A 25,180-nucleotide genomic window follows, 5' to 3' on the forward strand; every position below is an offset into this window, starting at 1 on the left:
CCGGTACGGTGACGTGCATGCCCGACACCCCGTTCGAGCCCGCCCCCGTCATTCTCGGCAACGAACCCGGCTCCTTCCCCTACGGCGTGCTCGCCGAGCGGCACCCCGCCATCGTGCGGCAGGTGCGGGACGCCTTCCCCCTCGACCCCGCACGGCGGGAGGCGCTCGACGCGCTGCTCGCGAGCTGCGCCGACGGCGTGGTCGAACCGCTGCCCGCCGCGGCCGACCCGACCGGGCGGGACCGGGACCGCTGGTCCCACTGGGGCATGGACGAGTACGCCGGCCGCTCCTGGTACGACGTGCCCTGGCTGTGGGCCGAGAGCCACTTCTACCGCCGGCTCCTCGACGCCGTCGGCTACTTCGGCCCCGGCCCCTGGCAGGGCGTCGACCCCTTCCGGCCCGCCAAACTCGCCGAACTCGACGCGCCGGAGACGGACGAGGAACTCGCCGCGCTTCACGGCCTCGACGAACTGCCCGCCGACGAGCGCGCCCGGGCCCTGCTGCACGGCTCGCTCTGGGGCAACCGCGCCGACCTCGGCTTCCGCCTCTCCGACCGGGGCGCCGGCTCCCGGGGCGAGGCGGAACCCCTCGTCGCCGACGACAGCGACACCCTGTGGTCGCTGCTCCCGGCCCGTGGGACGGGCGCCGCGCGGCAGGACCCGGCCACCCTGTGCCTGGTCGCCGACAACGCCGGCCGCGAACTCGTCCCCGACCTGCTCCTCGTCTCGCACCTGCTCGCCGAGGGCCGCGTCGACCGGGTCGTCCTGCACGTCAAGCCGTACCCCTACTACGTCTCCGACGCCACGCCCACCGACGTGCTCGACGCCGTGCGGCGGCTCGTCGCCGCGGGGGGTACGGCGGCCGCGTACGGCGAGCGGCTGTGGACCGCGCTCACCGACGGCCGGGTCGGTGTCCGCGCCCACCCCTTCTCCTGCGCCCCGCTGCCGTACGCGGACATGCCGGGGGACCTGCGCGAGGACTTCGCCGCGGCCACCGTGACCGTCCTCAAGGGCGACCTGAACTACCGGCGTCTGGTGGGCGACCGGTGGTGGCCGCCGACCACCCCCTTCGCGGACGTCACCGCGTACTTCCCCGGCCCGGTCGCCGCGCTGCGCACCCTCAAGTCCGACGTGGTCACCGGACTCGACGCGAAGACCGAGGCCGCGCTGGAGGCGAGCGGCGAGCGGCACTGGCGGACCAGCGGGACACACGCGCTGATCCAGGCCAGAGTCTGAGGGAGGGCCGGGGGAGCGCCGTACGTACTGAGCGAGAGCCGGGGAGAAGTTCCCGCATCCTGGGCTGATTCACGCGATGGTGTGATCATGTGTCGCCCGGTGGATGTCTCCCAAGGGCCTTGGGTAGTGCCCGGCCATGACGCAACAGCCCTTCCGACTCCCGCACTTCTACCTGCCGCATCCCGCGCGGCTCAACCCGCATCTCGACGAGGCCCGCGCCCACTCGACGACGTGGGCGCGCGAGATGGGCATGCTGGAGGGCTCCGGGGTCTGGGAGCAGTCCGACCTCGACGCCCACGACTACGGCCTGCTGTGCGCCTACACCCACCCGGACTGCGACGGGCCGGCGCTCTCCCTCATCACCGACTGGTACGTGTGGGTCTTCTTCTTCGACGACCACTTCCTGGAGAAGTTCAAACGCAGTCAGGACCGCCTCGCCGGCAAGGCCCACCTGGACCGGCTCCCCCTGTTCATGCCGCTCGACGACGCCACGGAGATGCCCGAGCCGGAGAACCCGGTCGAGGCCGGCCTCGCCGACCTGTGGACCCGCACCGTGCCCGCGATGTCGGCCGACTGGCGCCGCCGCTTCGCCGTCGCCACCGAGCACCTGCTCAACGAGTCCATGTGGGAGCTGTCCAACATCAACGAGGGGCGCGTCGCCAACCCCGTCGAGTACATCGAGATGCGCCGCAAGGTGGGCGGCGCCCCCTGGTCGGCCGGGCTCGTGGAGTACGCGACCGCCGAAGTGCCCGCCGCCGTCGCCGGGTCCAGGCCGCTCAGGGTGCTCATGGAGACGTTCTCCGACGCCGTGCACCTGCGCAACGACCTCTTCTCCTACCAGCGGGAGGTCGAGGACGAGGGGGAGCTGAGCAACGGGGTGCTGGTCCTGGAGACCTTCTTCGGCTGCACCACCCAGGAGGCTGCCGAGCTGGTCAACGACGTCCTCACCTCCCGGCTGCACCAGTTCGAGCACACCGCGTTCACCGAGGTGCCCGCCGTCGCCCTGGAGAACGGCCTGACCCCGCCGGAGCTCGCCGCCGTCGCCGCGTACACGAAGGGCCTGCAGGACTGGCAGTCCGGCGGCCACGAATGGCACATGCGCTCCAGCCGCTACATGAACAAGGGCGAGCGTCCGGCGGCGGGCTGGCAGGCGCTGACCGGCCCCGGCACCTCCGCCGCCGACGTCGGCGCACTGCTCGCCGCGACGGTCGCCCAGCGGGCCCGCCCCTACACCAACGTGCCCTTCCAGACGGTCGGTCCGTCCGTCATCCCCGACATCCGCATGCCCTACCCGCTGGAGCTGAGCCCCGCCCTGGAGGGCGCCCGGCGGCATCTGTCCGAGTGGTGCCTGCGGATGGGCATCCTCGGCGAGGGCGTCTGGGACCAGGACAAGCTGGAGAGCTGCGACCTCCCCCTGTGCGCCGCCGGCCTCGACCCGGACGCCACCCAGGACCAACTCGACCTCGCCTCCGGCTGGCTGGCCTTCGGCACCTACGGCGACGACTACTACCCGCTGGTCTACGGCCACCGCCGTGACCTCGCCGCCGCACGGCTGACCACCGCCCGCCTGTCGGCCTGCATGCCGCTCGACGGCGAGCCGGTCCCGCCGCCCGTCAACGCCATGGAACGCTCCCTGATCGACCTGTGGGCGCGCACGACGGCCGGCATGACGCCCGAGGAGCGGCACCCCCTGAAGACGGCCGTCGACACGATGACCGAGGCCTGGGTGTGGGAGCTGTGCAACCAGATCCAGAACCGCGTCCCCGACCCGGTCGACTATCTGGAGATGCGCCGCGCCACCTTCGGCTCCGACCTCACCCTTGGCCTGTGCCGCGCCGGACACGGCCCGGCGGTGCCGCCCGAGGTCTACCGCAGCGGCCCCGTCCGCTCCCTGGAGAACGCGGCGATCGACTACGCCTGCCTGCTCAACGACGTCTTCTCCTACCAGAAGGAGATCGAGTACGAGGGCGAGATCCACAACGCGGTCCTCGTCGTGCAGAACTTCTTCGGCGTCGACTACCCGGCCGCCCTGGGCGTCGTGCAGGACCTGATGAACCAGCGCATGCGCCAGTTCGAGCACGTCGTCGCGCACGAACTGCCCGTTGTCTACGACGACTTCCAGCTCTCCCACGAGGCACGGACCATCATGCACGGCTACGTCACCGACCTGCAGAACTGGATGGCCGGCATCCTCAACTGGCACCGGAACGTCCCGCGCTACAAGGCCGAGTACCTGGCGAGCCGCACCCACGGCTTCCTGCCGGACCGGATTCCGGCCGCGCCCGTGCCGTCCATGCCGGTCCCGGTGCCGAGGAGCAGTCCCCTCCCGACGCCCTGACCGACGTTAAGTCTCACTCTTTCGTGGCTCGTCACGCGCCGATGCGCCGGGTAGAGCACCTGCCGGAGGCGATCCATGGAACAGACAGCGTTGCGTCCCAAGCCGATGCCCGGCCGGGATCCGGGGCCCGACACCGGCCTGCGGCCCCAGGCCGGGCGCCGGCGCCGGCGGCGGCTCCTCACCCTGCTGCCCGGCGTGCTCACCGCCGTCGTTCTCGTCCTCGCGGGCGTGGGGCTCGGCACGGTGGGCGCCACCGTGATCGGCATGAGCAAGCTGGCCGAGCTGCAGCGGCAGGCGGGGGCACCGGGACCCGGTGGGGCGGCCGGAGACGGGCACGGACAAGGAGGAGGAGCCGGGGCGGGCACGGACACGCGGGCCGCCCCGGCGGACCCGTCGGGCGACGCGTCCCCCTCCGTGGCGCCGGCCGGTGCGACCCTGGGCGTGGAGGCCGTCGACGACGAGCGGCCCGGGGCGCGGGTCGTGGGCGTCCACGTGCCGGGCCCGGGGTACGCGGCGGGTCTGGTGCGGGGCGACGTACTGCTGACGGTCGGAACGACCCGCGTCGACTCGGCCGCCGACCTCGCCCGCGCCGTGGCCCGCGCCGAGCCCGGCAAGGAGGTCAGGCTCACCGTGCGCCACAAGAGCGGCGGCTACCAGCAGCTGACGGCCGTACCGGGCGTCGTCACGTGACCGTGCGGAAGTGGCTCGTGAGCCGGCCGGCGTCGTCCAGCACGTGGTAGGCCAGCCCGACCGGCGCGTCCCGGTCCGCGACCTGGTCCCCCTCCCAGGGCAGCCGCAGCGTCCACGTCACCCCGGGGCCCACCACCAGCGGCCGTCCGGCGAACACGGTGGCGGCGGGCGTGTGGGCATGACCCGTGATCAGCCCGGCGATCCCCGGCCTCCGTGCCAGCAGCGCGGCCAGGCGCCCGGGCCGGCGCAGCCCGTAGGAGTCGGGCAGCGGGTGGTGCAGCGCTGCCGGCGGGTGGTGGAAGGCGAGCAGGGCCGGCCGGTCGCCGTCGAGTCCGTCGAGCGACGCCTCGATCCAGCCGTACGTCTCCTCGTCCAGCTCCCCCTCGTCGCTGCCCGGGATGCTGGAGTCGCACATCAGGACCGCGCCGCCGTCGAAGACGTGCATGCCGTTGACCGGGCCGTCGGCGGCGGGGCGGCCGAGCAGCGCCTTGCGGTAGGGAGCGCGGCTGTCGTGGTTGCCCGGGCAGGTGAGCACGGGGAACGGCGCGGAGCCGTCGCGCAGTCCCAGGACGCGGGCGGCCTCCTCGTACTCCGACTCCGTCCCGTGGTCCGCGATGTCCCCGGTCACCAGGAGGGCGTCCACCCGCCCCGGCAGCCGCCACAGCCGGTCGCGCACCCGCTCGGCGCGCTCCCTGGCCCGCGGGCTTCCGTCCAGGTGCAGATCACTGATGTGCGCGAGTACGAGCACGGTGCCGGCCTCCTCCGGACGCCCGAACCGCGACACGGCCGCGGCGCCCCCGATGTTAATGGCTTAGCGTTATCCAACCATTAGCCGGGAGGGTCGATCAACGCCAATCGGCTCGCGTCGCCCCCGCCCTGAGGGCAGGATGCTGCCCGTGTTCCCTTCACTCTTCCGCCCCGGGAGGCGCGCATGACCGGCAGCAGGGCCGCCGTCCCCTTCACCGCCGACGACTACCGGGCCCGCATGGAGCGCGCCGCGCGTGCGGCCGCCGACGCGGGCCTGGCCGGGCTCCTGGTGGCCCCGGGCCCCGACCTGGTCTGGCTCACCGGTTACGCGCCGACGGCGGACACCGAACGCCTCACCCTGCTCGTCCTCGCCCCCGGCCGCGACCCGGTGCTCGTCGTCCCGACGCTGGAGGCCCCCGACGCCGCGAAGGCGGCCGGCGCGCCCGCCCTGACCCTGCGCGACTGGACCGACGGCAAGGACCCCTACGCGGCCACCGCCGCCCTCCTCGACGGGGCCGGACGGTTCGGCATCAGCGACAACGCCTGGGCCATGCACCTGCTGGTCCTCCAGCGCACCCTGCCCGGCACGTCCTACGCCTCCCTCACCGAGGCGCTGCCGATGCTCCGCGCCGTCAAGGACGCGGCGGAGCTGGAGCTGCTGGCGGCGGCGGGCGCGGCCGCGGACGCCGCCTTCGAGGAGATCCAAAAGGTCCGCTTCGGTGGACGCCGGGAGTCCGAGGTGGCCGCCGACCTCGCCGACCTGCTGCGCCGGTTCGGGCACTCCCAGGTCGACTTCACCATCGTCGCCTCGGGACCCAACGGCGCCAACCCGCACCACGAGGTCGGCGACCGCGTCATCGAGGACGGCGACATGATCGTCCTCGACTTCGGCGGCCTCAAGGACGGCTACGGCTCCGACACCTCACGCACCGTCCACGTGGGCGGGCCCACGGACGAGGAGCGCCGGGTGCACGACCTGGTCCGCGAGGCTCAGGAGGCCGGTTTCCGGGCGGTGCGGCCCGGTGCCGCCTGCCAGGACGTCGACCGGGCCGCCCGCGCCGTCATCGCCGACGCCGGGTACGGCGAGTACTTCATCCACCGCACCGGGCACGGCATCGGCGTCACCACCCACGAGCCGCCGTACATGATCGAGGGGGAGGAGCGGCCCCTCGTGCCCGGCATGTGCTTCTCCGTGGAGCCGGGCATCTATCTGCCCGGCCGTTTCGGGGTACGCATCGAGGACATCGTCACCGTCACCGAGGACGGTGGCAGGCGGTTCAACGACACCACGCGGGAGCTGGTCCTGGTCGAGTGACCGGTGCCGGACGGACCCCGCACAGCCCGGCAGACCCGGAAGACGACGGCGCGACATGACCCAGGCACCGACACCCACCGCGGACACCGTCCGCCGACTGGTCCGCTCCCTGTTGGGCGGGAACACGGAACCCGACGTCCGGCCGGTCGCCGAGGCCGGCGAGCCCGACACGTGGTGGGTCGGCACCCGCCACGTCCTGCGGCTCGCCCCCGACCGGGAGACCGCGGTACGCAGACGCCGCGAACTGCGCCTGCGCGAACTGGTCCGGCCGTACGTCCCGGCCGCGCTGCCGGCCAGCGTGGCGCACGGGGAGTGGGCACCGGGCCTCACCTACACGCTGGACGCCAAGGTGCCCGGCGGGTCGGGTGAGGACCACGCCGTGTCCGCTCTGGGCGAGGCGGACCTCGCGGCGCTGCTCACCGGCCTGCGCGAGGTGCCCCTGCGGCAGGCCGAGACGCTCGGCGTGCCGCGGGCGGCCCCGCGCGCTCTGGAGACCCTGCGGCAGTCCGCCGAGCGCGCCGCCCGCCGCCTCGCCGCGGCCGACGAGTTCGACACCGCGCGGCCGGAGCGGCTCACCCGGGAGGCGGCGGCCCAGCTCGGCGTCCAGCCGGGCGCGATGGTCCTCGTCCACCACGGGCTGACCGGCGACCACCTCGTCGTCAGCGCCGACGGCCGGGTGCGCGGAGTCCTCGGCTGGAGCGAGGCGGTCCTCGGCGACCCGGCCGAGGACATCGCCGGCCTCGCCCTGTCCGTCGGCTCACCGGCCGCCGTCCGCGCCGCCACCCTCGCCGGCTACGGAGCCCGGCCCTGCCTGCGCGGCCTGTGGCTGGCCCGTTGCGACGCCGTCGTCCGGCTCGCCCGGGCGCTGGACGACCGCCCCGGCGCACTGCCCCGGCTCAGAACCCGGCTGCGACGGGCCTGGGAACCGATCCTCCTGGAACGCGTGACGGAGCTGCGCGACGACGGCCCCGAGGACACCGCCTGACGGCACCGGGCCGCCGGCTCACCCGGCGCTCATTCCTGTACCAGCACCACGCTCGACTCGGCCGGCACGCGCAGTATGCCGTTCTCGCCGGGGCCCTCCACCGGCTCCCACGCGGCCAGCACGCGCGCGGGGCGGTTGCCCAGCGGGATCGCCGCCGGTTCGGTGCCCAGGTTCACGGCCACCCGGATGTCGCCGCGCCGGAAGGCCAGCCAGCGCGCCGTGCCGTCGTACGCCACCCGGGTGTCGGCCAGGTCCGGGTCGGTCAGGTCCGGCTGCTCGGCCCGCAGGGCGATCAGCCGCCGGTACCAGTCCAGTACGCGCGCGTGCGGCTCGCGCTCCGGCTCCGACCAGTCGAGGCAGGAACGCTCGCGCGTCGCCGGGTCCTGCGGGTCGGGCACGTCCTCCTCGCGCCAGCCGTGCGCGGCGAACTCCCGCCGCCTGCCGCTGCGCACCGCCTCGGCGAGCCGCGGGTCGGTGTGGTCGGTGAAGAACTGCCACGGCGTGCCCGCCGCCCACTCCTCGCCCATGAACAGCATCGGGGTGAACGGCGCGGTCAGCGTCAGTGTGGCCGCGCAGGCGGCGAGACCCGGGGACACCAGGGACGCCAGACGGTCGCCCTGGGCGCGGTTGCCGATCTGGTCGTGGGTCTGGCTGTAGCCGGTCAGCCGGTGCGCTGCCGTGCGGGCGCGGTCCAGCGCACGGCCGTGCGAACGGCCCCGGAAAGTGGAGTAGGTGCCGTCGTGGAAGTACCCCCGGGTCAGCGTCTTGGCGAGCGCCGCCAGCGGATCGCGAGCGAAGTCGGCGTAGTAGCCCTGCGACTCCCCGGTCAGCGCGGCGTGCAGCGCGTGGTGGAAGTCGTCGTTCCACTGCGCGTGCACCCCCAGACCGCCTTCCGCGCGCGGGGTGACGATCCTCGGGTCGTTGAGGTCGGACTCGGCGATCAGGAACAGCGGCCGGTCCAGGTCGGCCGCCAGGCCGTCCACAGCGGTCGACAGCTGCTCCAGGAAGTGGCACGCGCGCGTGTCGACCAGGGCGTGCACCGCGTCCAGGCGCAGCCCGTCGATCCGGTAGTCCCGCAGCCACGCCAGCGCGCTGTCCACCAGATACGCCCGCACCTCGTCGGAGCCGGGCGCGTCCAGGTTCACGGCGGCGCCCCAGGGCGTGTGGTGGGTGTCGGTGAAGTACGGGCCGAAGGCGGGAAGGTAGTTGCCGGACGGGCCCAGGTGGTTGTGCACCACGTCCAGCACCACGCCGAGCCCGAGCTCGTGGGCCCGGTCGACGAACCGTTTCAGCGCCTCGGGCCCGCCGTACGGTTCGTGCACCGCCCACGGCGAGACCCCCTCGTACCCCCAGCCGTGCCGCCCGGGGAAGGGGCACAGGGGCATCAACTCGACGTGTGTGACGCCCAGTCGCACCAGGTGCTCGAGCCGTTCGGCGGCGGCCTCGAGGGTGCCCTCGGGGGTGTACGTCCCCACGTGCAGCTCGTACAGGACGCCGCCCGGCAGCGGACGCCCGGCCCAGCGGGCCCGCCACGCGTACCGGCCGTGGTCGACGACCGCGCTCAGCCCGTCGGGGCCGTCCGGCTGGCGGCGCGAGCGCGGGTCCGGCAGCACCGGCCCGCCGTCCACCGCGAAGCCGTACCGCGAGCCGTCCTGCGCCTGAGCCTCACCGCACCACCACCCCGGCCGCTCCGGATCGCGCTCCAGCGCGCGTGTGGTGCCGTCGCACTGCAACGTCACCCGGTCGGCCTGCGGTGCCCACACCTCGAACTGCACGGACGGTTCCCCTTCGTCTTCGTGAGGTAGCTCGTCCATGGTCCTGCATAAGAGATCGTTCCGCCGGGGATTGCCCCGGCTCGCGGCGAGTGTCGTGCCGCACGCAGGTGGGAGGGCCGCCGTTTCCCGCTTTCTGGACTCTTCGGCCCCGCTGACCGACAATCAGCTGCGTGACGTCGTCCTTCGAGTTCCCCACGTACCCCGCGCGGCTGTCCGACGCGGAGCGCGACAAGGCGCTGCGCGTGCTGCGGGACGGCGTCGCCATGGGGCGCCTGTCGCACGACACCTTCGTCCGCCGGATGGAACTGGCGCTCGCCGCCCGCCGCGTGGAGGAGCTGGCCGTGCTCACCGCCGACCTGCGCACCGAGAGCCGGCTGTCGCGGATGGTGTTCGGCACCGTGGAAGCGGTGTCCGGGTTCGGCGTACGGCTCGGCCGGGCGTGGCGGGCCGAGCGGCTGCCCAAGCTGCTGCTGCCCCACCCCGGCGCCGGCCCTCCGCTGCGCATAGGGCGCGACCCGGCGAGCGGGCTGCGGCTGAGCCACGAGACGGTCTCCCGGGTGCACGCGGAGCTCAGCCGCCAGGGCGGGATGTGGGTCCTGCGCGACCTGGGCTCCACCAACGGCACCACGGTCAACGGGCGGCGGGTCATCGGCGCGGCCGTCGTCCGCGAGGGCGATCAGATCGGCTTCGGCCGCATGGCCTTCCGCCTGGCCGCGAACTGACCGGGCCCGGATCCTCTTTGCTTTTCGCGGTGTTGACGTACCCTCCAACTCGTGACTGACTGTGCGTACACCGCGCACACCAGGTGAATTGACGGCCCACTTCGTGGAGGTGTGCCCTGCCGCCCCTCCTGCGCTACCCGACCGTGGACGAGCTGGGGGCCCAGGCCGCCGCATTCGTCGCCCGGCATCCCCGGCACGCCCGGCTGCGCCGTGTCGGCACCTCCCGCGCGGGCCATCCCCTGCTGCTGCTCTCCGTCGGCCACGGCAGCCGTCAGGTCCTCGTCGTCGCCGGACCGCACGCCAACGAACCCGTGGGCGGCGCCACCGCCCTGCGGCTGGCCGAGCGGGCCGTGGCCGATCCCCGGCTCACCGAAGGCGCGGACGCCACCTGGAACCTGCTGCTGTGCGCCGACCCCGACGGGCTGCGCCGCAACGAGGGCTGGCTGACCGGCCCCTACACCCTGGGCCGCTACGCCCGGAACTTCTTCCGGCCCGGCTTCCTGGAACAGCCCGAGTGGCTGCCCGACGGCCCGGACCGCGCCACGCTCCCGGAGACCCGCACGCTGCTCGCCCTCCAGGAGGAGCTGCGGCCCTTCCTGCAGTGCTCCCTGCACGGTGTGGACGTCGGCGGCGGATTCGTCGAGCTGACCCACGACCTGCCGGGCCTGCCCCAGCGCCTCTCCCACATCGCCGCCCGGCTCGCCGTACCCCGCGAACTCGGCGCCTACGACACCTTGTACTGGCCCGACCTCGGACCCGCCGTCTACCGCATCCCCCCGCCCCGCCGCGGCGACTTCACCGCCGCCATCACCGAGGCCGCCGTCGACTCGACCTGGTGCCACCCGGGCCGCTACGGCACCGTCACCGCGGTCGTCGAGGCACCCATGTGGGGCGTGGCGGCCGTGGCGGACGGCTCGCCCCCGGCCGACCGCGACACCGTGCTGCGCACCGTGAGCCGCACCCTGCGCCAGGACACCCGGCGTCTGCACCGCGTCCTGGCCCGCCTCAGGCCCCACCTCGCCACCGTGCCGGAGGCGGCGCACCTGCTCGCACCGGTCGACGACTACCTGCTGGTCTGCCCCCGGCTCGCCGACGCGTGGGACCCCGACACCGACGACGGAACGGGCCGTTCACTGCCGCCGATGAACACCTCCCACCTCGTCGCGCTGCGGCTGGCCGGACGGCGCCTGTCCCTGCGGACCGCGGGACTGCTGCACCAGCTCGTCACCCGTACCGGGGGCGATCCGGTGGGCGTCCTGCCCGAACTGGACCGGCTCGTCGACGAGGGCTGCGCCGACTACCGTGACGGCTGCGCCGCGCACTGGATACCGGTCGGGCGCCAGGTGGAGTACCAGACCCGGGTCGTACTCGCCGCGTTCGAACTGGCCGGGCGGCGTCCCGATGCGGGCTCCCGCGTGGCCGGTCCCGGCCGGGGGACCGAGGCCACGGTGCCCATGCACCGGGACTGACGCGGTCCACCCGGACCCGCGGGCCCGCGTTCTTGCGGCTCCGACTCCTGCGCCGCCCCTCACTCCTCCGCTGCCCCTCACACCTCGGCCGCCCGGCTACGCCTCCGCCGTGTCGACCCGCTCCAGCAGCGCCACCGGCATGTCCGCGAAGAGGTCCGCCACGCGTGCGTGCCCCGCGAATTCCCGCTCCGGAGCCAGCACGTCGGCCCACCGGCCGGGCGGCAGCGGCAGCGTCGTGCCGCGCCAGCCCCCCGCCTCCGCCAGCCGCAGCGACAGCCGGGTCACCGCCGTCACGGCCTGGCCTGAGCGGGCGAATGCCACGCAGTGCGCCGCCGCCGGACCTTCGGCGGGCAGCGGTTCGTACGTCGCCGCGTCACCGAACGTGCCGGGCCGCCGTGCCCGCAGCGCCAGCGCCGCCCGGGTCACCGCCGCCTTCTCCCCCCTCTCTCCGGCGCCCACGCCCGCGCCGCCGGCCCCGGCGGAGGGGAAGTCCACCGGGCGGCGGTTGTCCGGGTCCACCAGTGCCCGGTACTCGTGCTCGGTGCCCTGGTAGAGGTCCGGCACGCCCGGCATCGTCAGATGGACCAGGGCCGCGCCGAGGACGTTGGCCCTCACGTGCGGTTCGAGCGCCTTGCGCAGGGCGGCGATCCGTTCCCCCGGCGCGCCGCACGGCCCCGAGGCCACGAACCGGGCCACCGCCTCCTCGTACCCGGGGTCCTGCTCCGTCCAGCTGGTGTGCAGGCCCGCCTCGCGCACGTGCTTGAGCAGCGCCTCCCGCACCCGTTCCTCGTCCGCCGGACCCAGACCGAACACCGTCTGCCAGGCCGCCCAGGCCACCTGCCCGTCCGGCGGTCCCCCGCCCGTCCGGGCGAGTTCCGTGGCCTCCGCGAGGACGTCCGTCCACCGCGCGGGGCACTGGGTGAGCACCGCCAGCGCGGCGCGCACGTCGGCGCTGCGCTTGGTGTCGTGCGTCGAGAGCACCGTGCCCGTCGCGGGCCAGTCGCGCTGCACGCGCGCGCAGTACGCGTGGAACTCCTCGGCCGACACGGCCGGCCTGCCGGGGTCGCCGCCCACCTCGGTCGCCGACAGCAGCGGCAGGTAGCGGTAGAAGGCCGTGTCCTCGACCGACTTCGCGCGCAGCGCCGACGCGGTCTGCGCGAACCGCGTCCGGAACTCCACGTGCTCGGGACCGTCCCCGTACCGCCCCAGCACCAGGTCCCGTACGACGTCCACCGCGCCGGCCTCCTCGGGCACCGCGAAGACGAGCCGGGCCTCGGCCGCCGCCTCCTCGGTGACGACCGCCGCCGCGTCCACCGACGTGTAGGGCCGGTACACCTCCATGCGCACCAGCAGCTCCCGCAGCGCCGTGCGCAGTGCCCAGGGCGCCCGGTCGCGCAGCGCGAGGTCGGGGGCCGTGGCGCACAGGCGGTGTACGACCCGGGTCAGCCGGTCCAGCTCGGTGGCCAGCTCGTGTTCGAGCACCTCGTACGCCGCGCACCGCACCGTCGCCCCCCACTCCCCGCCCCGGTCCGCCTCGGGGCCGGAGATTCGGTGGTACGCGTCCAGCAGTCGCCCGGACCCTGCCGGGTCCGCGAACAGCCCGTCGACGTGCCGCAGGGCGTCGTACCCCGTGGTGCCGGCGACCGGCCAGGCGGCGGGCAGCCGCTCCCCGTCCGCGAGGATCTTCTCCACCACCGTCCACCGGCCGCCGCCGGCCCCGTGCAGCCGCGCCAGGTAGGTGTCAGGGTCGGCGAGGCCGTCGGGGTGGTCGACGCGCAGCCCGTCGACCACGCCCTCGCGCAGCAGCCGCAGGATCGTCGCGTGGGTGGCCTCGAACACCTCCGGGTCCTCCACGCGGACCCCGATCAGCTCCGAGATGCTGAAGAAGCGCCGGTAGTTCAGCTCGGTGCGAGCCAGCCGCCACCACACCGGGCGGTACCACTGCGCGTCCAGGAGCCGCGGCAATGGCAGGTCCGCGGTGCCCTCCCGCAGCGGAAAGGCGTGTTCGTGGTAGCGCAGCACCTCGCCGTCGACCCGGAGGTCGCCCAGCACCTCGCCGACCGGGCCGCCCAGCACCGGCAGCAGCAGCCGGCCTCCCTGTGCCCGCCAGTCGATGTCGAACCACCGCGCGTACGGCGACTCGGGGCCCTCGCGCAGCACCTCCCACAGGGCGCGGTTGTGGCGCGGCGACATCGCCATGTGGTTGGGCACGATGTCCACCACCAGGCCCAGACCGTGCTCCCGCGCGGTGCGCGACAGCGCCCGCAGCCCCTCCTCGCCGCCCAGTTCGGCGCGCACGCGCGTGTGGTCGACGACGTCGTAGCCGTGCGGCGAGCCCGGGACCGCCTCCAGGACGGGGGACAGGTGCAGGTGCGACACGCCGAGCGAGGCCAGGTACGGCACGGCCGCCGCCGCGGCCGCGAAGGGAAAGTCCGGCTGGAGCTGGAGCCGGTAGGTGGCCGACGGGACGCGGGCGGGGGGAGGGGCGGTGGAGACGGGGGAGGCCGGGGACGGCACCGGGTCGGGTCGCTCAGGTGTCATGGAGAGCTACGTACCCGCCCCGCCGCCTTTCCTGTCACCGGCCCCCTGCACGGGTGCAGGGGGCCGGCCCCGTCCCGGGCCCTACACGGGCCGCTGCAGCACCGTCAGACTCCGGTCCAACAGGGTCAGCCGGTCCCCGGCCTGTACCTTCGGGCCCGTGCCCGCGGGCACCCCCTCCGTCAGGGCGGTGTCGACGACCACCTCCCACTGCCGGCCGTGGTCGACCGGCACCACGAAGTCGAGCGGCTTCGGCGAGGCGTTGAACATCAGCAGGAACGAGTCGTCGGCGATGCGCTCCCCGCGGGTGCCGGGCTCGGAGATCGCGTTGCCGTTCAGGAAGACCGTGAGCGCCGAGGCCCGCGCCGAGTTCCAGTCCCGCTGGGTCATCTCCGCGCCCTCCGGGGTGAACCAGGCGATGTCCGAGAGCTCGTCGTGCGTGCCCTGCACCGGGCGTCCGTGGAAGAAGCGGCGCCTGCGGAAGACCGGGTGGTCCTTGCGCAGCCACACCATCGCGCGGGTGAACCGCAACAGGTCGGGGTCCTCGTCGGGCCACGCCACCCAGGCCAGCTCGTTGTCCTGGCAGTAGGCGTTGTTGTTGCCCCGCTGGGTGCGGGCGAACTCGTCGCCGTGGCTGATCATCGGGACGCCTTGGGAGAGCAGCAGGGTGGCCATGAAGTTGCGCATCTGCCGCGCCCGCAGTTCCAGCACCGCCGGGTCGTCCGTGTCGCCCTCGACGCCGCAGTTCCAGGAACGGTTGTGGCCCTCGCCGTCCCGGTTGTCCTCGCCGTTGGCGTGGTTGTGCTTGTCGTTGTAGGCCACCATGTCGTGCAGGGTGAAGCCGTCGTGGCAGGTCACGAAGTTGATCGAGGCCAGCGGGCGGCGCCCGTCGTCCTGGTAGAGGTCGGACGACCCGGTCAGCCGGGAAGCGAACTCCGCCAGCGTGCGCGGCTCCCCGCGCCACAGGTCCCGCACCGTGTCCCGGTACTTGCCGTTCCACTCGGTCCACAGCGGCGGGAAGTTGCCCACCTGGTAGCCGCCCTCGCCCACGTCCCACGGCTCGGCGATCAGCTTCACCTGGGAGACCACGGGGTCCTGCTGCACCAGGTCGAAGAACGACGACAGCCGGTCCACCTCGTGGAACTGCCGGGCCAGAGTCGCCGCGAGGTCGAAGCGGAACCCGTCCACGTGCATCTCGGTGACCCAGTACCGCAACGAGTCCATGATCATTTGAAGGACGTGCGGGGACCGCATGAGCAGCGAGTTCCCGGTCCCCGTGGTGTCCATGTAGTAGCGGGGGTCGTCGGCCAGCCGGTAGTACGAGGGATTGTCCAGGCCCTTGAAGGACAGCGTCGGGCCCAGGTGGTTGCCCTCGGCGGTGTGGTTGTAGACGACGTCCAGGATCACCTCGATCCCGGCCTCGTGCAGCGCCTTGACCGCCGACTTGAACTCCAGCACCTGCTGGCCGCGGTCGCCCCAGGAGGCGTAGGCGTTGTGCGGGGCGAAGAAGCCGACCGTGTTGTAGCCCCAGTAGTTGTTCAGGCCCATGTCCACCAGGCGGTGGTCGTTGACGAACTGATGGACCGGCATCAGCTCCAGCGCGGTCACCCCCAGCCCGGTGAGGTGCTCGATGAGCGCCGGGTGCGCGAGGGCCGCGTAGGTGCCGCGCAGCTCCTCCGGCAGGCCCGGGTGCCGCATCGTCAGGCCCTTCACATGGGCCTCGTAGATCACCGTGTGGTGGTACTCCGTACGGGGGCGCCGGTCGTCGCCCCAGTCGAAGTACGGGTTGACCACGACCGACGTCATCGTGTGCGGGGCCGAGTCGAGGTCGTTGCGCCGTTCGGGTTGGCCGAAGTGGTAGCCGTACACCTCCTCCCCCCACTGGACAGCCCCGCTGATCGCACGCGCGTACGGATCGAGGAGCAGCTTGGCGCTGTTGCAGCGCAGCCCGCGCTCCGGGGCGTACGGGCCGTGCACGCGGTACCCGTACCGCTGCCCCGGCATCACGCCCGGCAGGTACGCGTGCCGGACGAACGCGTCGCTCTCCCGCAGCTCGATCGCCGTCTCCGAGCCGTCGTCGTGCAGCAGACACAGCTCTACTCGGTCGGCGGCCTCCGTGAAGACCGCGAAGTTGGTGCCGGCGCCGTCGTACGTGGCACCCAGTGGATACGCCTCTCCAGGCCAGACCTGCATGAACACGACTCTTTCAGGTGTGGGGCGCCGGTGCGGACGCCTTGGCTCCGAGTCCCCCGGAAGTCTCCCCGAAAGTGAGGCGACCACCTGGCACGTACGTCCTCCTACCCACCCGGGAGGCGTTCCCTCCGTAACGGACCCCGCGAAGGGTGCGGAGTCGCCGTCGCGCCCCCGGCCGCGTCACCGCTATGAAACCGCTCACTCCCCGGTGTGAGCGCAGGCGGAACACGCCCGTGGATCAAGGAGGTTGGTGAAAACCGGCCCGTCCATCGGGCTGCACCGCGGACCGTCGGCGGAGTACCCTTCCTTGATCGTTGGGACGGGGTGTCCCCGGCAGTGTCCGGGGGAGCGGAAGGCGGTACTCGGGTGGGCTCGGGAGGGCTGGAGCTGCCTCCTGGTGACGAGGGTCATCAGGGGAACTCCACGGACGTCCCGCCCGGTGCGGTGTCCCTGGCGCGGCCGATGAACGCGGGCGCGATCGGTCCGGAGCTGGACTGGGACGCCGACGCCTGGCACGAGGTGCGCACCCGTGCGCAGCGGGCGGGCCGGGCCTACATCTGGCTGAACCTCGTCGAGCAGCGGCTGCGGGCGGTGGTCGCCGCCGTCCTGCGGCCGGTCTACGAACCGGTCCACGGCGACGACTGGGTGGTCGCCGCCGCCGGACCCGCCGGACAGGAGTGGGTGCAGCGCGCCGTCGCGGTCCGCGAGGTCAGCCGCCGCAAGGGCTACCTGCTCGACCCGGCCGACGACAACGTCCTCAGCTTCCTCACCCTGCCCCAGCTGCGCGAGCTGATGGTCCAGCACTGGCCCTGCTTCGAGCCCTACGTGGACGAGCGCCGCGACGTCGAACTGGCCCTGGACGAGCTGGAGGTCACCCGCAACGTCGTCTCCCGCAACCGGGCGCTGTCCGAGGCGGTCCTGAACCAGGCCGAACGGGCCTCGGCGCGGCTGCTCGAGGTCCTGGGCGCGGGCAGCGACGTGCCGTCCGCGCGCCGGCTCCCGGTGGACGCCGTGGAGGACCTGGTCGGGGACCGCTACGCCGACGTGGTCGCCGTGCACTCGGACCGGGTGCGGCTGCTGCGCCAGTTCCCCGCCGAGGACCTGTTCGGCAGCGCCCGCCGGGTGGACGCCCTCGGTATCGGCCTCAACCTGCTCGTGCAGAACTTCTCCGGCCGCCGACTGCTGCGGATGGCCGAGGCCGGCGGCCGGGTGCGGCTGCTCTTCCTGAACCCGGCCTCCAGCGCGATCAAACGCCGCGAGCGTGAACTGGGCATCAAGCGGGGCGAGCTGAGCCGCGCGGTGGAGATGAACATCCTGCACATGCGCCGGGTGCGCGCCCGGCTGCGGGACCCGGGCGCCTTCGAGATCCAGGTCTTCGACGAGACGCCTCGCTTCACCGCCTACCTCGTCGACGGGGACGGCGCCGACGGCATCGCGGTCGTGCAGTCCTATCTGCGTCGCACGCGCGGGATGGAGGCGCCGGTGCTCGTCCTGCGCAACGGGCGCAACGGCGGAAAGGTGGTGAAGTCGGACCGGCTCGACGAAGGCGGACTCTTCCCCACCTATCGCGAGGAGTTCGAACTGATGTGGGCGGATTCGCGGCCGGTGTCCTGAACGTGGCCCCCCGGGAGGCGTAAGCGGAATGCGATCCTCTGATTGTCAGTGGCCCGTGGGAAGGTGGAGACCACTGGGGGAACGCACCACCAAGAAGGGGGACCGCCCATGGGCTGGCACCGGGAGCTGCTGATCGGCTTCGACCTGGAGACGACGGGCACCGATCCGCGCGAGGCGCGCATCGTCACGGGAGCCGTGATCGAGGTCAGGGGCGCACAGCCGCTCGGCCGGCGGGAGTGGCTGGCCGACCCCGGCGTCGAGATCCCGCCGGACGCGGTGGCGGTCCACGGCATCAGCAACGAACGCGCGGCCGGTGAGGGCCGCCCCGCCGACCGGGTCGCGGACGCCATCGCCGACGTCCTCGCGGACCACTGGAAGGCCGGCGTCCCGGTCGTCGCCTACAACGCGGCCTTCGACCTCACCCTGCTCTCCGCCGAACTGCGGCGTCACGGGCTGCCGTCCCTGCGCGAGCGACTCGGCGGCCTGGAGCCCGCCCCGGTCATCGACCCGTACACCATCGACCGTGCCGTCGACCGCTATCGCAGGGGCAAGCGGAACCTGGAGGCCGTCTGCCGGGAGTACGGCGTCCCGCTCGACGCCGCCCACGACGCCACGGCCGACGCCCTCGCCGCGGCCCGGCTGGCCTGCGCGATAGCCGGCCGCCACCCCAAGGTCGCGGCCCTCGGCCCGGTGGACCTGCACCGCCGCCAGGTCGAGTGGTACGCCGAGTGGGCGGCGGACTTCCAGAGCTTCCTGCGCCGCAAGGGCGACGCCACGGCCGTCGTCGACGGAACCTGGCCGCTGCGCGAGCCGGCCGGGGAACCGGCCGACGAGCGGGTCTGAGTCGCCCTTCCCGGGGCCGCCGGCCCGATGCCGTCGGTTCGGGTCAGCCGTCCGGGGTCCCTCCCCGGCAGTAGGGGGCCTCACGTCAGAAGGGATACCACCGCACGGTCGGGTCCCCGTCCCGCAGCGACGCCACCCTGCGCTCGAACTCGGCCAGCGCCTTCGGGTTGCTCGGCGCGTGCTGCGCCACCCAGGCACAGCTCGCCGTCTCCCGGGCGCCGCGCAGCACCGCGCAGCCGTCCCACTCGCGCACGTCCCAGCCGTAGGTCGCGGTGAAGGCGTCGTGGGCCTCGGCGGGCAGCCCGTAGCGGTCCCGGCTGAGCGCCATCACCACGAGGTCGTGCTCGCGCAGGTCGGCGGAGAAGGTCTCCAGGTCGATCAGGACCGGCCCGTCGGGACCGACGTGCACATTGCGGGGCAGCGCGTCCCCGTGGATGGGACCCGGCGGCAGGTGCGGGGTGAGCGCGGCGGCGGCCGACGCGAAGCCGTCCCGGCGCTCGCGCAGATAGGCCGCGTCCGCGGGGTCGATCACGTCGCCCGCGAGGCGCAGCCAGCGCTCCACACCGCCCAGCAGCTCGCGGGGCGGCAGTTCGAAGGAGGACGGGAGGGGGAGTTCGTGGACGAGCCGGAGCAGCGCGGCCACGTCCCTGGGCTCGGTGGGCCGCACCGGGTCGGGCAGCCGGTGCCACACGGTGACCGGGTGCCCGTCGACGATGAGCGCCGCCGGCTCGGCCGCCCGCACCGCCGGTACGCCCGCCTCCTCCAGCCAGAGCGCGACGGCCAGTTCCCGGCGCGCCCGGTCGAGGAGTTCGGCGTCGCGGCCCACCTTGACCGCCAGGTCGCCGGCGGCGAACACCGCGTTCTCGCCGAGGGCCAGCAGCCGCGCCTCCCGCGCCGCCCCGGGCAGCACCTCCGCCGCGGCCAGCACCTCCCGCGCCCGTGCCTCGTCCATCGCCTCGCGCCTCCGTGTCGTACCCGTTCCGGTCGTGCCGGGGGTCAGTGTCGCATTCGCACAGGTGGGAGCGTGTACGCGGGCTCTTGACGGGACACGGTCACTTCACGACCATGACCAGGCCCGTTCGAGCCGTGCAAAGGGGCTGATTGTGTGACATCGGTGACCGAGTCGAGGAGACCGGCGCGCCGTGCGCCCGGACCGGACGCCCCACGGGGCGGACCGGACCACGGCGCCTGGTTCCTGGTGCTGCCCGCGCTGATCCCGATCCTGGTCCTCAGCGTCGGGCCGCTGCTCCACGGCATCCTGCTGGCCTTCACCGACGCCCAGTCGGGCCGCACGGAGCCCACCGAGTGGATCGGCGCCCTGAACTTCCAGGACCTGCTGCACGACACGCTGTTCTGGGAGTCGTTCCGGATCGGCCTGGTGTGGGCCGTCGGGGTGACGGCCCCGCAGTTCCTGCTCGCCCTCGGTCTCGCCCTGCTGCTCAACCAGAATCTCCGGCTGCGCTGGGCGGCCCGCGCCCTCGCGATCGTCCCCTGGGCGATGCCCGAGGTCGTCGTCGGCATCATGTGGCGGCTCGTTTACAACACGGACGCCGGCATCCTCAACGAGACGCTGCGCGACCTCGGCCTCGGCGACGGCCACGACTGGCTCAGCGGCCTCGGCACCGCCCTGCCCGCCGTCGTCGTCGTCGGCGTCTGGGCCGGCATGCCGCAGACCACCGTCGCCCTGCTCGCCGGACTCCAGAACACCCCGCGCGAGCTGCACGAGGCGGCCGCGGTGGACGGCGCGGGCGCCTGGCGCCGCTTCCGCACGGTCACCTGGCCCGCCCTCAGGCCGGTCGCCCTCGCCATCACGGCGCTCAACCTCATCTGGAACGTCAACTCCTTCGCCCTGGTCTACGTGCTCACCAACGGCGGACCGGGCGGACGTACCCGGCTGCCCATGCTCTTCGCCTACGAGGAGGCCTTCCGCTACGGCCAGTTCGGCTACGCGGCGGCGATGGGCTGCGTCATGGTCGCGGTCGTCTCGCTGCTGCTGGCCGTCTTCCTCGTCGGCCGGCTCCGCGGCTCGGACAAGGGAGGTGACGAGGCGTGAAGACCTCGACCGGGGCCCGCATGGGCCAGTACGCCGCGCTGCTCGCGTACCTGGTCTTCCTGGCCTTCCCGTTCCTCTGGCTGATCTCCGTCGCCTTCAAACCACCGCGCGAGCTGGCCAGTCTGCATCCCACCTGGATCCCGGAGCACCCCACCCTCGACAACTTCCGGCAGGCCTTCGACGAGCAGCCACTGCTGCGCGCCGGGCTCAACTCCCTGGTCGCCGCCCTCGGCGCCGCCGTGATCGCGGTGCTGATCGCGACCCCGGCGGCGTACGTCATGGCCCGCCGTCGCGGCAGGCTCACCAAGGCGGCCACCGGGTGGGTCGTGGTCAGCCAGGCCTTCCCCTTCGTCCTGCTGATCATCCCGCTGTTCCTGGTCCTCAAGAACCTCGGGCTGATCAACTCGGTGGCCGGGCTGGTGATGGTGTACGTCGTGTGGTCGCTGCCGTTCGCGCTGTGGATGCTCGCCGGATACGTCCGCGCCGTGCCGCGCGAGCTGGAGGAGGCGGCCGCGGTCGACGGCGCCGGGCGGCTGCGGACCCTGGTCTCGGTGACCGCGCCGCTGCTCGCGCCCGGGATCGTGGCGACGGCCCTGTTCGCGTTCATCACCGCGTGGAACGAGTTCTTCTTCGCGCTGGTGCTGCTCAAAACCCCGGAGAGACAGACGCTGCCCGTGATCCTCACCCACTTCATCGGCGCCGAGGGCGTCGCCGACCTCGGACCGCTCGCCGCGGCGGCCTTCCTCGCCACGCTCCCCTCGCTGGTGGTCTTCGCCCTCATCCAGCGGCGGATCACGGGCGGCATGCTCGCCGGGGCGGTGAAGAGCTGATGCGCGCCAGGACCACCACCCTGCTCCTCGCCCTCGTCCTGCTCGTCTCCGGCTGCGCGGGAGGGGGCGGCGACGGCGACGAAGGCCGGATCACCCTCCGCTTCCAGTCCCTGGCCTGGCAGGACGAGTCGGTCCGGGCCAACAAGGAACTGGTGCGGGAGTGGAACGCCGCCCACCCGGACGTGCGCGTCGAGTACGTCCAGGGCAGCTGGGACAGTGTCCACGACCAGCTCCTCACCTCCTTCGAGGGCGGCGAGGCGCCCGACATCATCCACGACGCCTACGGCGGCTACCTCGCCGACTTCGCCTACGGCGGCTACCTCGCCGACCTCACGGAACTGCTCCCCGCCCGGCTGAAGTCGGACATCCCGCAACGCAGCTGGGAGACGGTCACCTTCGGCGACGGCGTCCACGGCGTGCCGTTCCTCCAGGAACCGCGGGTGCTGATCGCCAACGCCACCCTGCTCGGCAAGTCGGGCGTGCGGATACCGACGCCGGAACACCCCTGGAGCTGGGCGGAGTTCCGGCAGGTGACGAAGGAGCTGAGCGGCGACGGCACATACGGAGTGGCCTGGCCGCTGAAGGAGCCCGTCTCCGCCACCCTCAACCTCTCCCTGTCCGCCGGCGGCAAGCTGTTCCACCGGGGTGCCGACGGCAAGGTGACGGTCCGATTCGAGGCGGGCGACCAGGTGGTGCCCCGCACCGTCCACGACCAGGTCGAGACCGACCACAGTGCCTCGCCCACCACCCTGGGCAGCGGCGGCTCCGACACGCTGCCCGGCTTCTTCGCGGGCACGTACGCGATGGTGCCGCTGGGTTTCTCCTACCGTCAGCAGATCGAGCAGCAGGCACCCGAGGGCTTCGACTGGCAGGTGCTGCCCGCCCCGGCCGGCGCCGACGGGCTCGTCCAGGGCGTCAGCCCGCAGACCCTGTCGATCGCCGAGGACAGCCCGCACAAGAGGGAGGCGGCGGCATTCGTCGACTTCCTGCTCCAGCCGGACAACATGGTGCGCCTCGCCCTCGGCGACTGGATGCTCCCCACCGGCGAGCAGGCCCTGAAGGACCCCGCCCTGCACACGTCCGAACGCGGCTGGGCCACCGGCACCGCCCTCGCCGCCCACCTGCGCTCGGCGCCCGCGCAGTCCGTGCGGGGCTACGCCGAGTGGAAGGACAAGGTGGCGACACCGGCGCTCCAGGAGTACTACAGCGGGGCGATCGACATGGCCGGACTGCGCCACAGACTGGAGGAGGACGGTAACCTCGTACTCGCCCGCTACCAGCGCTGACCGCCGCCGGCTGCCCGCGGCTCGCGGCTCGCGGAGAAGCCGGCCCACGACGGCCGGCCGCGCGGAAACCGGTTGCCCGCCGGGCGCCCGCCCGCCTAACGTCGCGTCCGTGGCAGCTTTCAACGCGATCTTCAACTCCGGTCTCGGCCGGGGCTGCACGTACGCCATCAGGATGCGTCGTGGCCCCGGAGCCCTGACCGGCCCGGGGTCCCCCCGCCGCTGACATACCCGACGCGTTCGACGCGTCCCGGTTGCGCACGGCGGGGCTGAGCCTCCGCATTCCCTTTTCGCCTTCGTCTTCCGGTCAGGGCCTTCGGCTGCCCTTTCCCCCTCCTGTCACGGAAGACAAGGACCGCAGGCCATGGCCCGCCCCACCCAGCGTGCCCGCACGCTCTCGCAGAACTTCCTCGCCGACCGCGCCACCGCCCACCACGTGGCCCGGCTCGCCGCCCCCGACCGCGCCTCCCCTCCGCTCGTGCTCGAAGTGGGCGCGGGCAAGGGTGCCCTCACCGAGCCGCTCGCCCGCCGCAGCCGCGAACTGCACGCCTACGAGATCGACCCCCGGCTCGTCCCCGGACTCCGCGCCCGCTTCGCGCGCAGCCCGCACGTCCGCGTCGTCCCCGGTGACTTCCTCGCCGCGCGGCCCCCGCGCACGCCGTTCTCGGTCGCCGGGAACGTGCCCTTCTCGCGCACGGCCGACATCGTCGACTGGTGCCTGAGCGCACCCGCCCTCACCGACGCCACCCTCATCACCCAGCTCGAGTACGCCCGCAGACGCACCGGCGACTACGGCCGCTGGACCCTGCTCACGGTCCTGACCTGGCCGCACCACGCATGGCGGCTGGTCGGCCGGGTGGACCGCCTCCGCTTCCGCCCGGCCCCGCGCGTCGACGCCGGCATCCTCCGCATCGAGCGCCGCCCGGCTGTGCTGCTCACCGGCCCCGCCGCCCTTCGCGGCTGGGCGGACCTGGTCCAACTGGGCTTCTCGGGCGTGGGCGGCTCGCTGCACGCGTCCCTGCGCCGCGCCCATCCGAGGCGCCGGGTGGACGCGGCGTTCCGTGCCGCCCGGCTCGACCCCGCCCTGCTCGTCGGCGAGCTCGCGCCCGGCGGCTGGCTCCGGCTGTACGAGGAGCTGACGGCGTGAACCGAAAGGAACTCCAGGAGATGAACCGAAAGGAGCCCCAGAGGATGAACCGAAAGGAACCCCAGGAGATGCACCGAAAAGAGTTGCACGAGACGTCTCGTCTCGCTTACGGTCGTCGCATGACCAGTCGACCCGCCCACATCGCCATGTTCTCCATCGCCGCGCACGGCCACGTGAACCCCAGCCTGGAGGTGATCCGCGAGCTCGTCGCGCGAGGGCACCGGGTGACGTACGCGATCCCGCCGCTCCTCGCGGACAAGGTCGCCGAGACGGGCGCCGAACCCAAGCTCTGGAACAGCACGCTGCCCGGCCCCGACGCCGACCCTAAGGCGTGGGGGAGCACCCTGCTGGACAACGTCGAGCCCTTCCTCGACGACGCCATTCAGGCGCTCCCACAGCTCGCCGAGGCGTACGAGGGCGACGAGCCCGACCTGATCCTGCACGACATCGGCTCCTACACCGCCCGCGTCCTCGGCCGCCGCTGGGACGTGCCCGTGATCTCCCTGTCGCCCTGCATGGTCGCCTGGGAGGGGTACGAGCAGGAGGTCGGCGAGCCCATGTGGGAGGAGCCGCTGAAGACCGAGCGCGGGCAGGCTTACTACGCCCGCTTCCACGCCTGGCTGGAGGAGAACGGGATCACCGACCACCCCGACCCGTTCGTCGGCCGCCCCGACCGTTCCCTGGTGCTGATCCCCAAGGCGCTCCAGCCCAACGCCGACCGGGTCGACGAGAAGGCGTACACCTTCGTCGGCGCCTGCCAGGGGGACCGCACCGCCGAGGGCGACTGGACGCGACCCGAGGGCGCGGAGAAGGTCGTCCTCGTCTCCCTCGGGTCCGCCTTCACCAAGCAGCCGGCGTTCTACCGGGAGTGCGTCAAGGCCTTCGGCGAGCTGCCCGGCTGGCACACCGTGCTCCAGGTCGGCCGGCACATCGACACCGCCGAGCTGGGCGACGTACCGGACAGCGTGGAAGTGCGCGAGTGGGTGCCGCAGTTGGCGATCCTCCAGCAGGCCGACCTGTTCGTCACCCACGCGGGTGCCGGCGGCAGCCAGGAAGGTTTGGCGACCGCCACGCCGATGATCGCCGTACCGCAGGCCGCGGACCAGTTCGGCAACGCCGACATGCTCCAGGGCCTCGGTGTCGCCCGCACGCTCCCGACCGAGGAGGCCACCGCCGAGGCGCTGCGCACCGCCGCCCTCGCCCTGGCCGACGACCCGGAGGTGGCGGGGCGCCTCAAGGAGATCCAGGCGCGGATGGCCCAGGAGGGCGGCACCCGGCGGGCCGCCGACCTCATCGAGGCCGAACTGGCCGCGGCGCGCGGCTGATCCGGCACAGCACGGCGCAGGGCCCGTCGGTTCCCCCGGAACCGACGGGCCCTGTGGCCGTGGTGACGTGCCGGCCGG

At 73.3% G+C, this 25,180-nt stretch carries 19 protein-coding genes; 14 read left to right on the forward strand and 5 right to left on the reverse strand.

The window, feature by feature from the left end; all coding sequences use genetic code 11:
• The first annotated feature begins 17 nt into the window (after window positions 1-17).
• The 3 genes from AB0P07_RS17790 (at window position 18) to AB0P07_RS17800 (ending at window position 4,263) form a co-directional block, all read left to right on the forward strand.
• Window positions 18-1,235, forward strand: coding sequence for a damage-control phosphatase ARMT1 family protein (locus AB0P07_RS17790; RefSeq protein WP_365551520.1), 1,218 nt, complete (start codon window positions 18-20; stop codon window positions 1,233-1,235).
• A gap of 136 nt (window positions 1,236-1,371) precedes the next feature.
• Window positions 1,372-3,573, forward strand: a complete 2,202-nt coding sequence (gene cyc2 / locus AB0P07_RS17795) for a germacradienol/geosmin synthase Cyc2 (protein WP_365551523.1) — start codon at window positions 1,372-1,374, stop codon at window positions 3,571-3,573.
• Window positions 3,574-3,648: 75 nt separating this feature from the next.
• Window positions 3,649-4,263 carry a PDZ domain-containing protein gene (locus AB0P07_RS17800; protein ID WP_365551526.1) on the forward strand — a complete coding sequence of 205 codons (615 nt, stop codon included), beginning with the start codon at window positions 3,649-3,651 and terminating at the stop codon, window positions 4,261-4,263.
• On the opposite strand, the gene AB0P07_RS17805 is transcribed toward AB0P07_RS17800, so the two are convergent.
• Window positions 4,256-5,011: a phosphodiesterase gene (locus AB0P07_RS17805; RefSeq protein ID WP_365551529.1), complete on the reverse strand. Its 756-nt coding sequence runs from the start codon at window positions 5,009-5,011 to the stop codon at window positions 4,256-4,258. The genes AB0P07_RS17800 and AB0P07_RS17805 overlap by 8 nt on opposite strands.
• Window positions 5,012-5,194: 183 nt before the next feature.
• On the opposite strand from AB0P07_RS17805, the gene AB0P07_RS17810 reads away from it, so the two are divergent.
• Window positions 5,195-6,325, forward strand: a complete 1,131-nt coding sequence (locus AB0P07_RS17810; RefSeq protein WP_365551532.1) for an aminopeptidase P family protein — start codon at window positions 5,195-5,197, stop codon at window positions 6,323-6,325.
• A 55-nt stretch (window positions 6,326-6,380) separates the two neighbouring features.
• Window positions 6,381-7,310 carry an aminoglycoside phosphotransferase family protein gene (locus AB0P07_RS17815; protein WP_365551535.1) on the forward strand — a complete coding sequence of 310 codons (930 nt, stop codon included), beginning with the start codon at window positions 6,381-6,383 and terminating at the stop codon, window positions 7,308-7,310.
• Window positions 7,311-7,339: 29 nt separating this feature from the next.
• Here AB0P07_RS17815 and treZ read toward each other — a convergent pair whose 3' ends face one another.
• Window positions 7,340-9,085 (reverse strand): malto-oligosyltrehalose trehalohydrolase, encoded by a 1,746-nt coding sequence (treZ, locus tag AB0P07_RS17820; RefSeq protein ID WP_365551537.1) that lies wholly within the window; start codon window positions 9,083-9,085, stop codon window positions 7,340-7,342.
• A gap of 170 nt (window positions 9,086-9,255) precedes the next feature.
• Here treZ and AB0P07_RS17825 point away from each other — a divergent pair, with 170 nt between their 5' ends.
• On the forward strand, window positions 9,256-9,807 hold the full coding sequence (locus AB0P07_RS17825) for a DUF1707 and FHA domain-containing protein (protein WP_365551539.1): 552 nt from the start codon (window positions 9,256-9,258) through the stop codon (window positions 9,805-9,807).
• Window positions 9,808-9,950: 143 nt separating this feature from the next.
• Window positions 9,951-11,276 carry a M14 family zinc carboxypeptidase gene (locus AB0P07_RS17830; RefSeq protein ID WP_365551542.1) on the forward strand — a complete coding sequence of 442 codons (1,326 nt, stop codon included), beginning with the start codon at window positions 9,951-9,953 and terminating at the stop codon, window positions 11,274-11,276.
• 96 nt (window positions 11,277-11,372) lie between these two features.
• Here the strand turns inward: AB0P07_RS17830 and treY are convergent, their stop codons facing one another.
• Together treY and glgX are read right to left on the reverse strand one after the other, a co-directional pair.
• On the reverse strand, window positions 11,373-13,817 hold the full coding sequence (treY, locus tag AB0P07_RS17835; protein WP_365551545.1) for a malto-oligosyltrehalose synthase: 2,445 nt from the start codon (window positions 13,815-13,817) through the stop codon (window positions 11,373-11,375).
• Between the two features lie 81 nt (window positions 13,818-13,898).
• Entirely contained in the window at window positions 13,899-16,007 is a 2,109-nt protein-coding gene (glgX, locus tag AB0P07_RS17840; protein ID WP_365551548.1) for a glycogen debranching protein GlgX, read from the reverse strand.
• Between the two features lie 366 nt (window positions 16,008-16,373).
• On the opposite strand from glgX, the gene AB0P07_RS17845 reads away from it, so the two are divergent.
• Window positions 16,374-17,621, forward strand: coding sequence for an SAV2148 family HEPN domain-containing protein (locus tag AB0P07_RS17845; protein ID WP_365551550.1), 1,248 nt, complete (start codon window positions 16,374-16,376; stop codon window positions 17,619-17,621).
• Window positions 17,622-17,729: 108 nt separating this feature from the next.
• Window positions 17,730-18,464, forward strand: coding sequence for a 3'-5' exonuclease (locus AB0P07_RS17850; RefSeq protein WP_365551553.1), 735 nt, complete (start codon window positions 17,730-17,732; stop codon window positions 18,462-18,464).
• An 85-nt stretch (window positions 18,465-18,549) separates the two neighbouring features.
• Here AB0P07_RS17850 and AB0P07_RS17855 read toward each other — a convergent pair whose 3' ends face one another.
• On the reverse strand, window positions 18,550-19,416 hold the full coding sequence (locus AB0P07_RS17855; RefSeq protein WP_365551556.1) for an aminoglycoside phosphotransferase family protein: 867 nt from the start codon (window positions 19,414-19,416) through the stop codon (window positions 18,550-18,552).
• 153 nt (window positions 19,417-19,569) lie between these two features.
• Between AB0P07_RS17855 and AB0P07_RS17860 the strand changes: the two genes are divergently transcribed.
• From AB0P07_RS17860 to AB0P07_RS17880, 5 genes are all read left to right on the forward strand, one after another.
• Window positions 19,570-20,517, forward strand: a complete 948-nt coding sequence (locus AB0P07_RS17860) for a sugar ABC transporter permease (protein ID WP_365551559.1) — start codon at window positions 19,570-19,572, stop codon at window positions 20,515-20,517.
• Window positions 20,514-21,347: a carbohydrate ABC transporter permease gene (locus AB0P07_RS17865; protein WP_365551562.1), complete on the forward strand. Its 834-nt coding sequence runs from the start codon at window positions 20,514-20,516 to the stop codon at window positions 21,345-21,347. The genes AB0P07_RS17860 and AB0P07_RS17865 overlap by 4 nt, the downstream gene beginning before the upstream one ends.
• Window positions 21,347-22,633, forward strand: a complete 1,287-nt coding sequence (locus tag AB0P07_RS17870) for a sugar ABC transporter substrate-binding protein (RefSeq protein ID WP_365551565.1) — start codon at window positions 21,347-21,349, stop codon at window positions 22,631-22,633. The genes AB0P07_RS17865 and AB0P07_RS17870 overlap by 1 nt, the downstream gene beginning before the upstream one ends.
• A gap of 361 nt (window positions 22,634-22,994) precedes the next feature.
• Entirely contained in the window at window positions 22,995-23,777 is a 783-nt protein-coding gene (gene erm(O) / locus AB0P07_RS17875; protein ID WP_365551568.1) for a 23S rRNA (adenine(2058)-N(6))-methyltransferase Erm(O), read from the forward strand.
• A gap of 68 nt (window positions 23,778-23,845) precedes the next feature.
• Complete coding sequence (locus tag AB0P07_RS17880; protein ID WP_365552021.1) at window positions 23,846-25,102, forward strand: glycosyltransferase; 1,257 nt, start codon at window positions 23,846-23,848, stop codon at window positions 25,100-25,102.
• Window positions 25,103-25,180 lie beyond the last annotated feature (78 nt).

Origin of the sequence: Streptomyces sp. NPDC085944 (genome assembly GCF_040686295.1) — a bacterium.
GTDB lineage: Bacteria > Actinomycetota > Actinomycetes > Streptomycetales > Streptomycetaceae > Streptomyces > Streptomyces salinarius.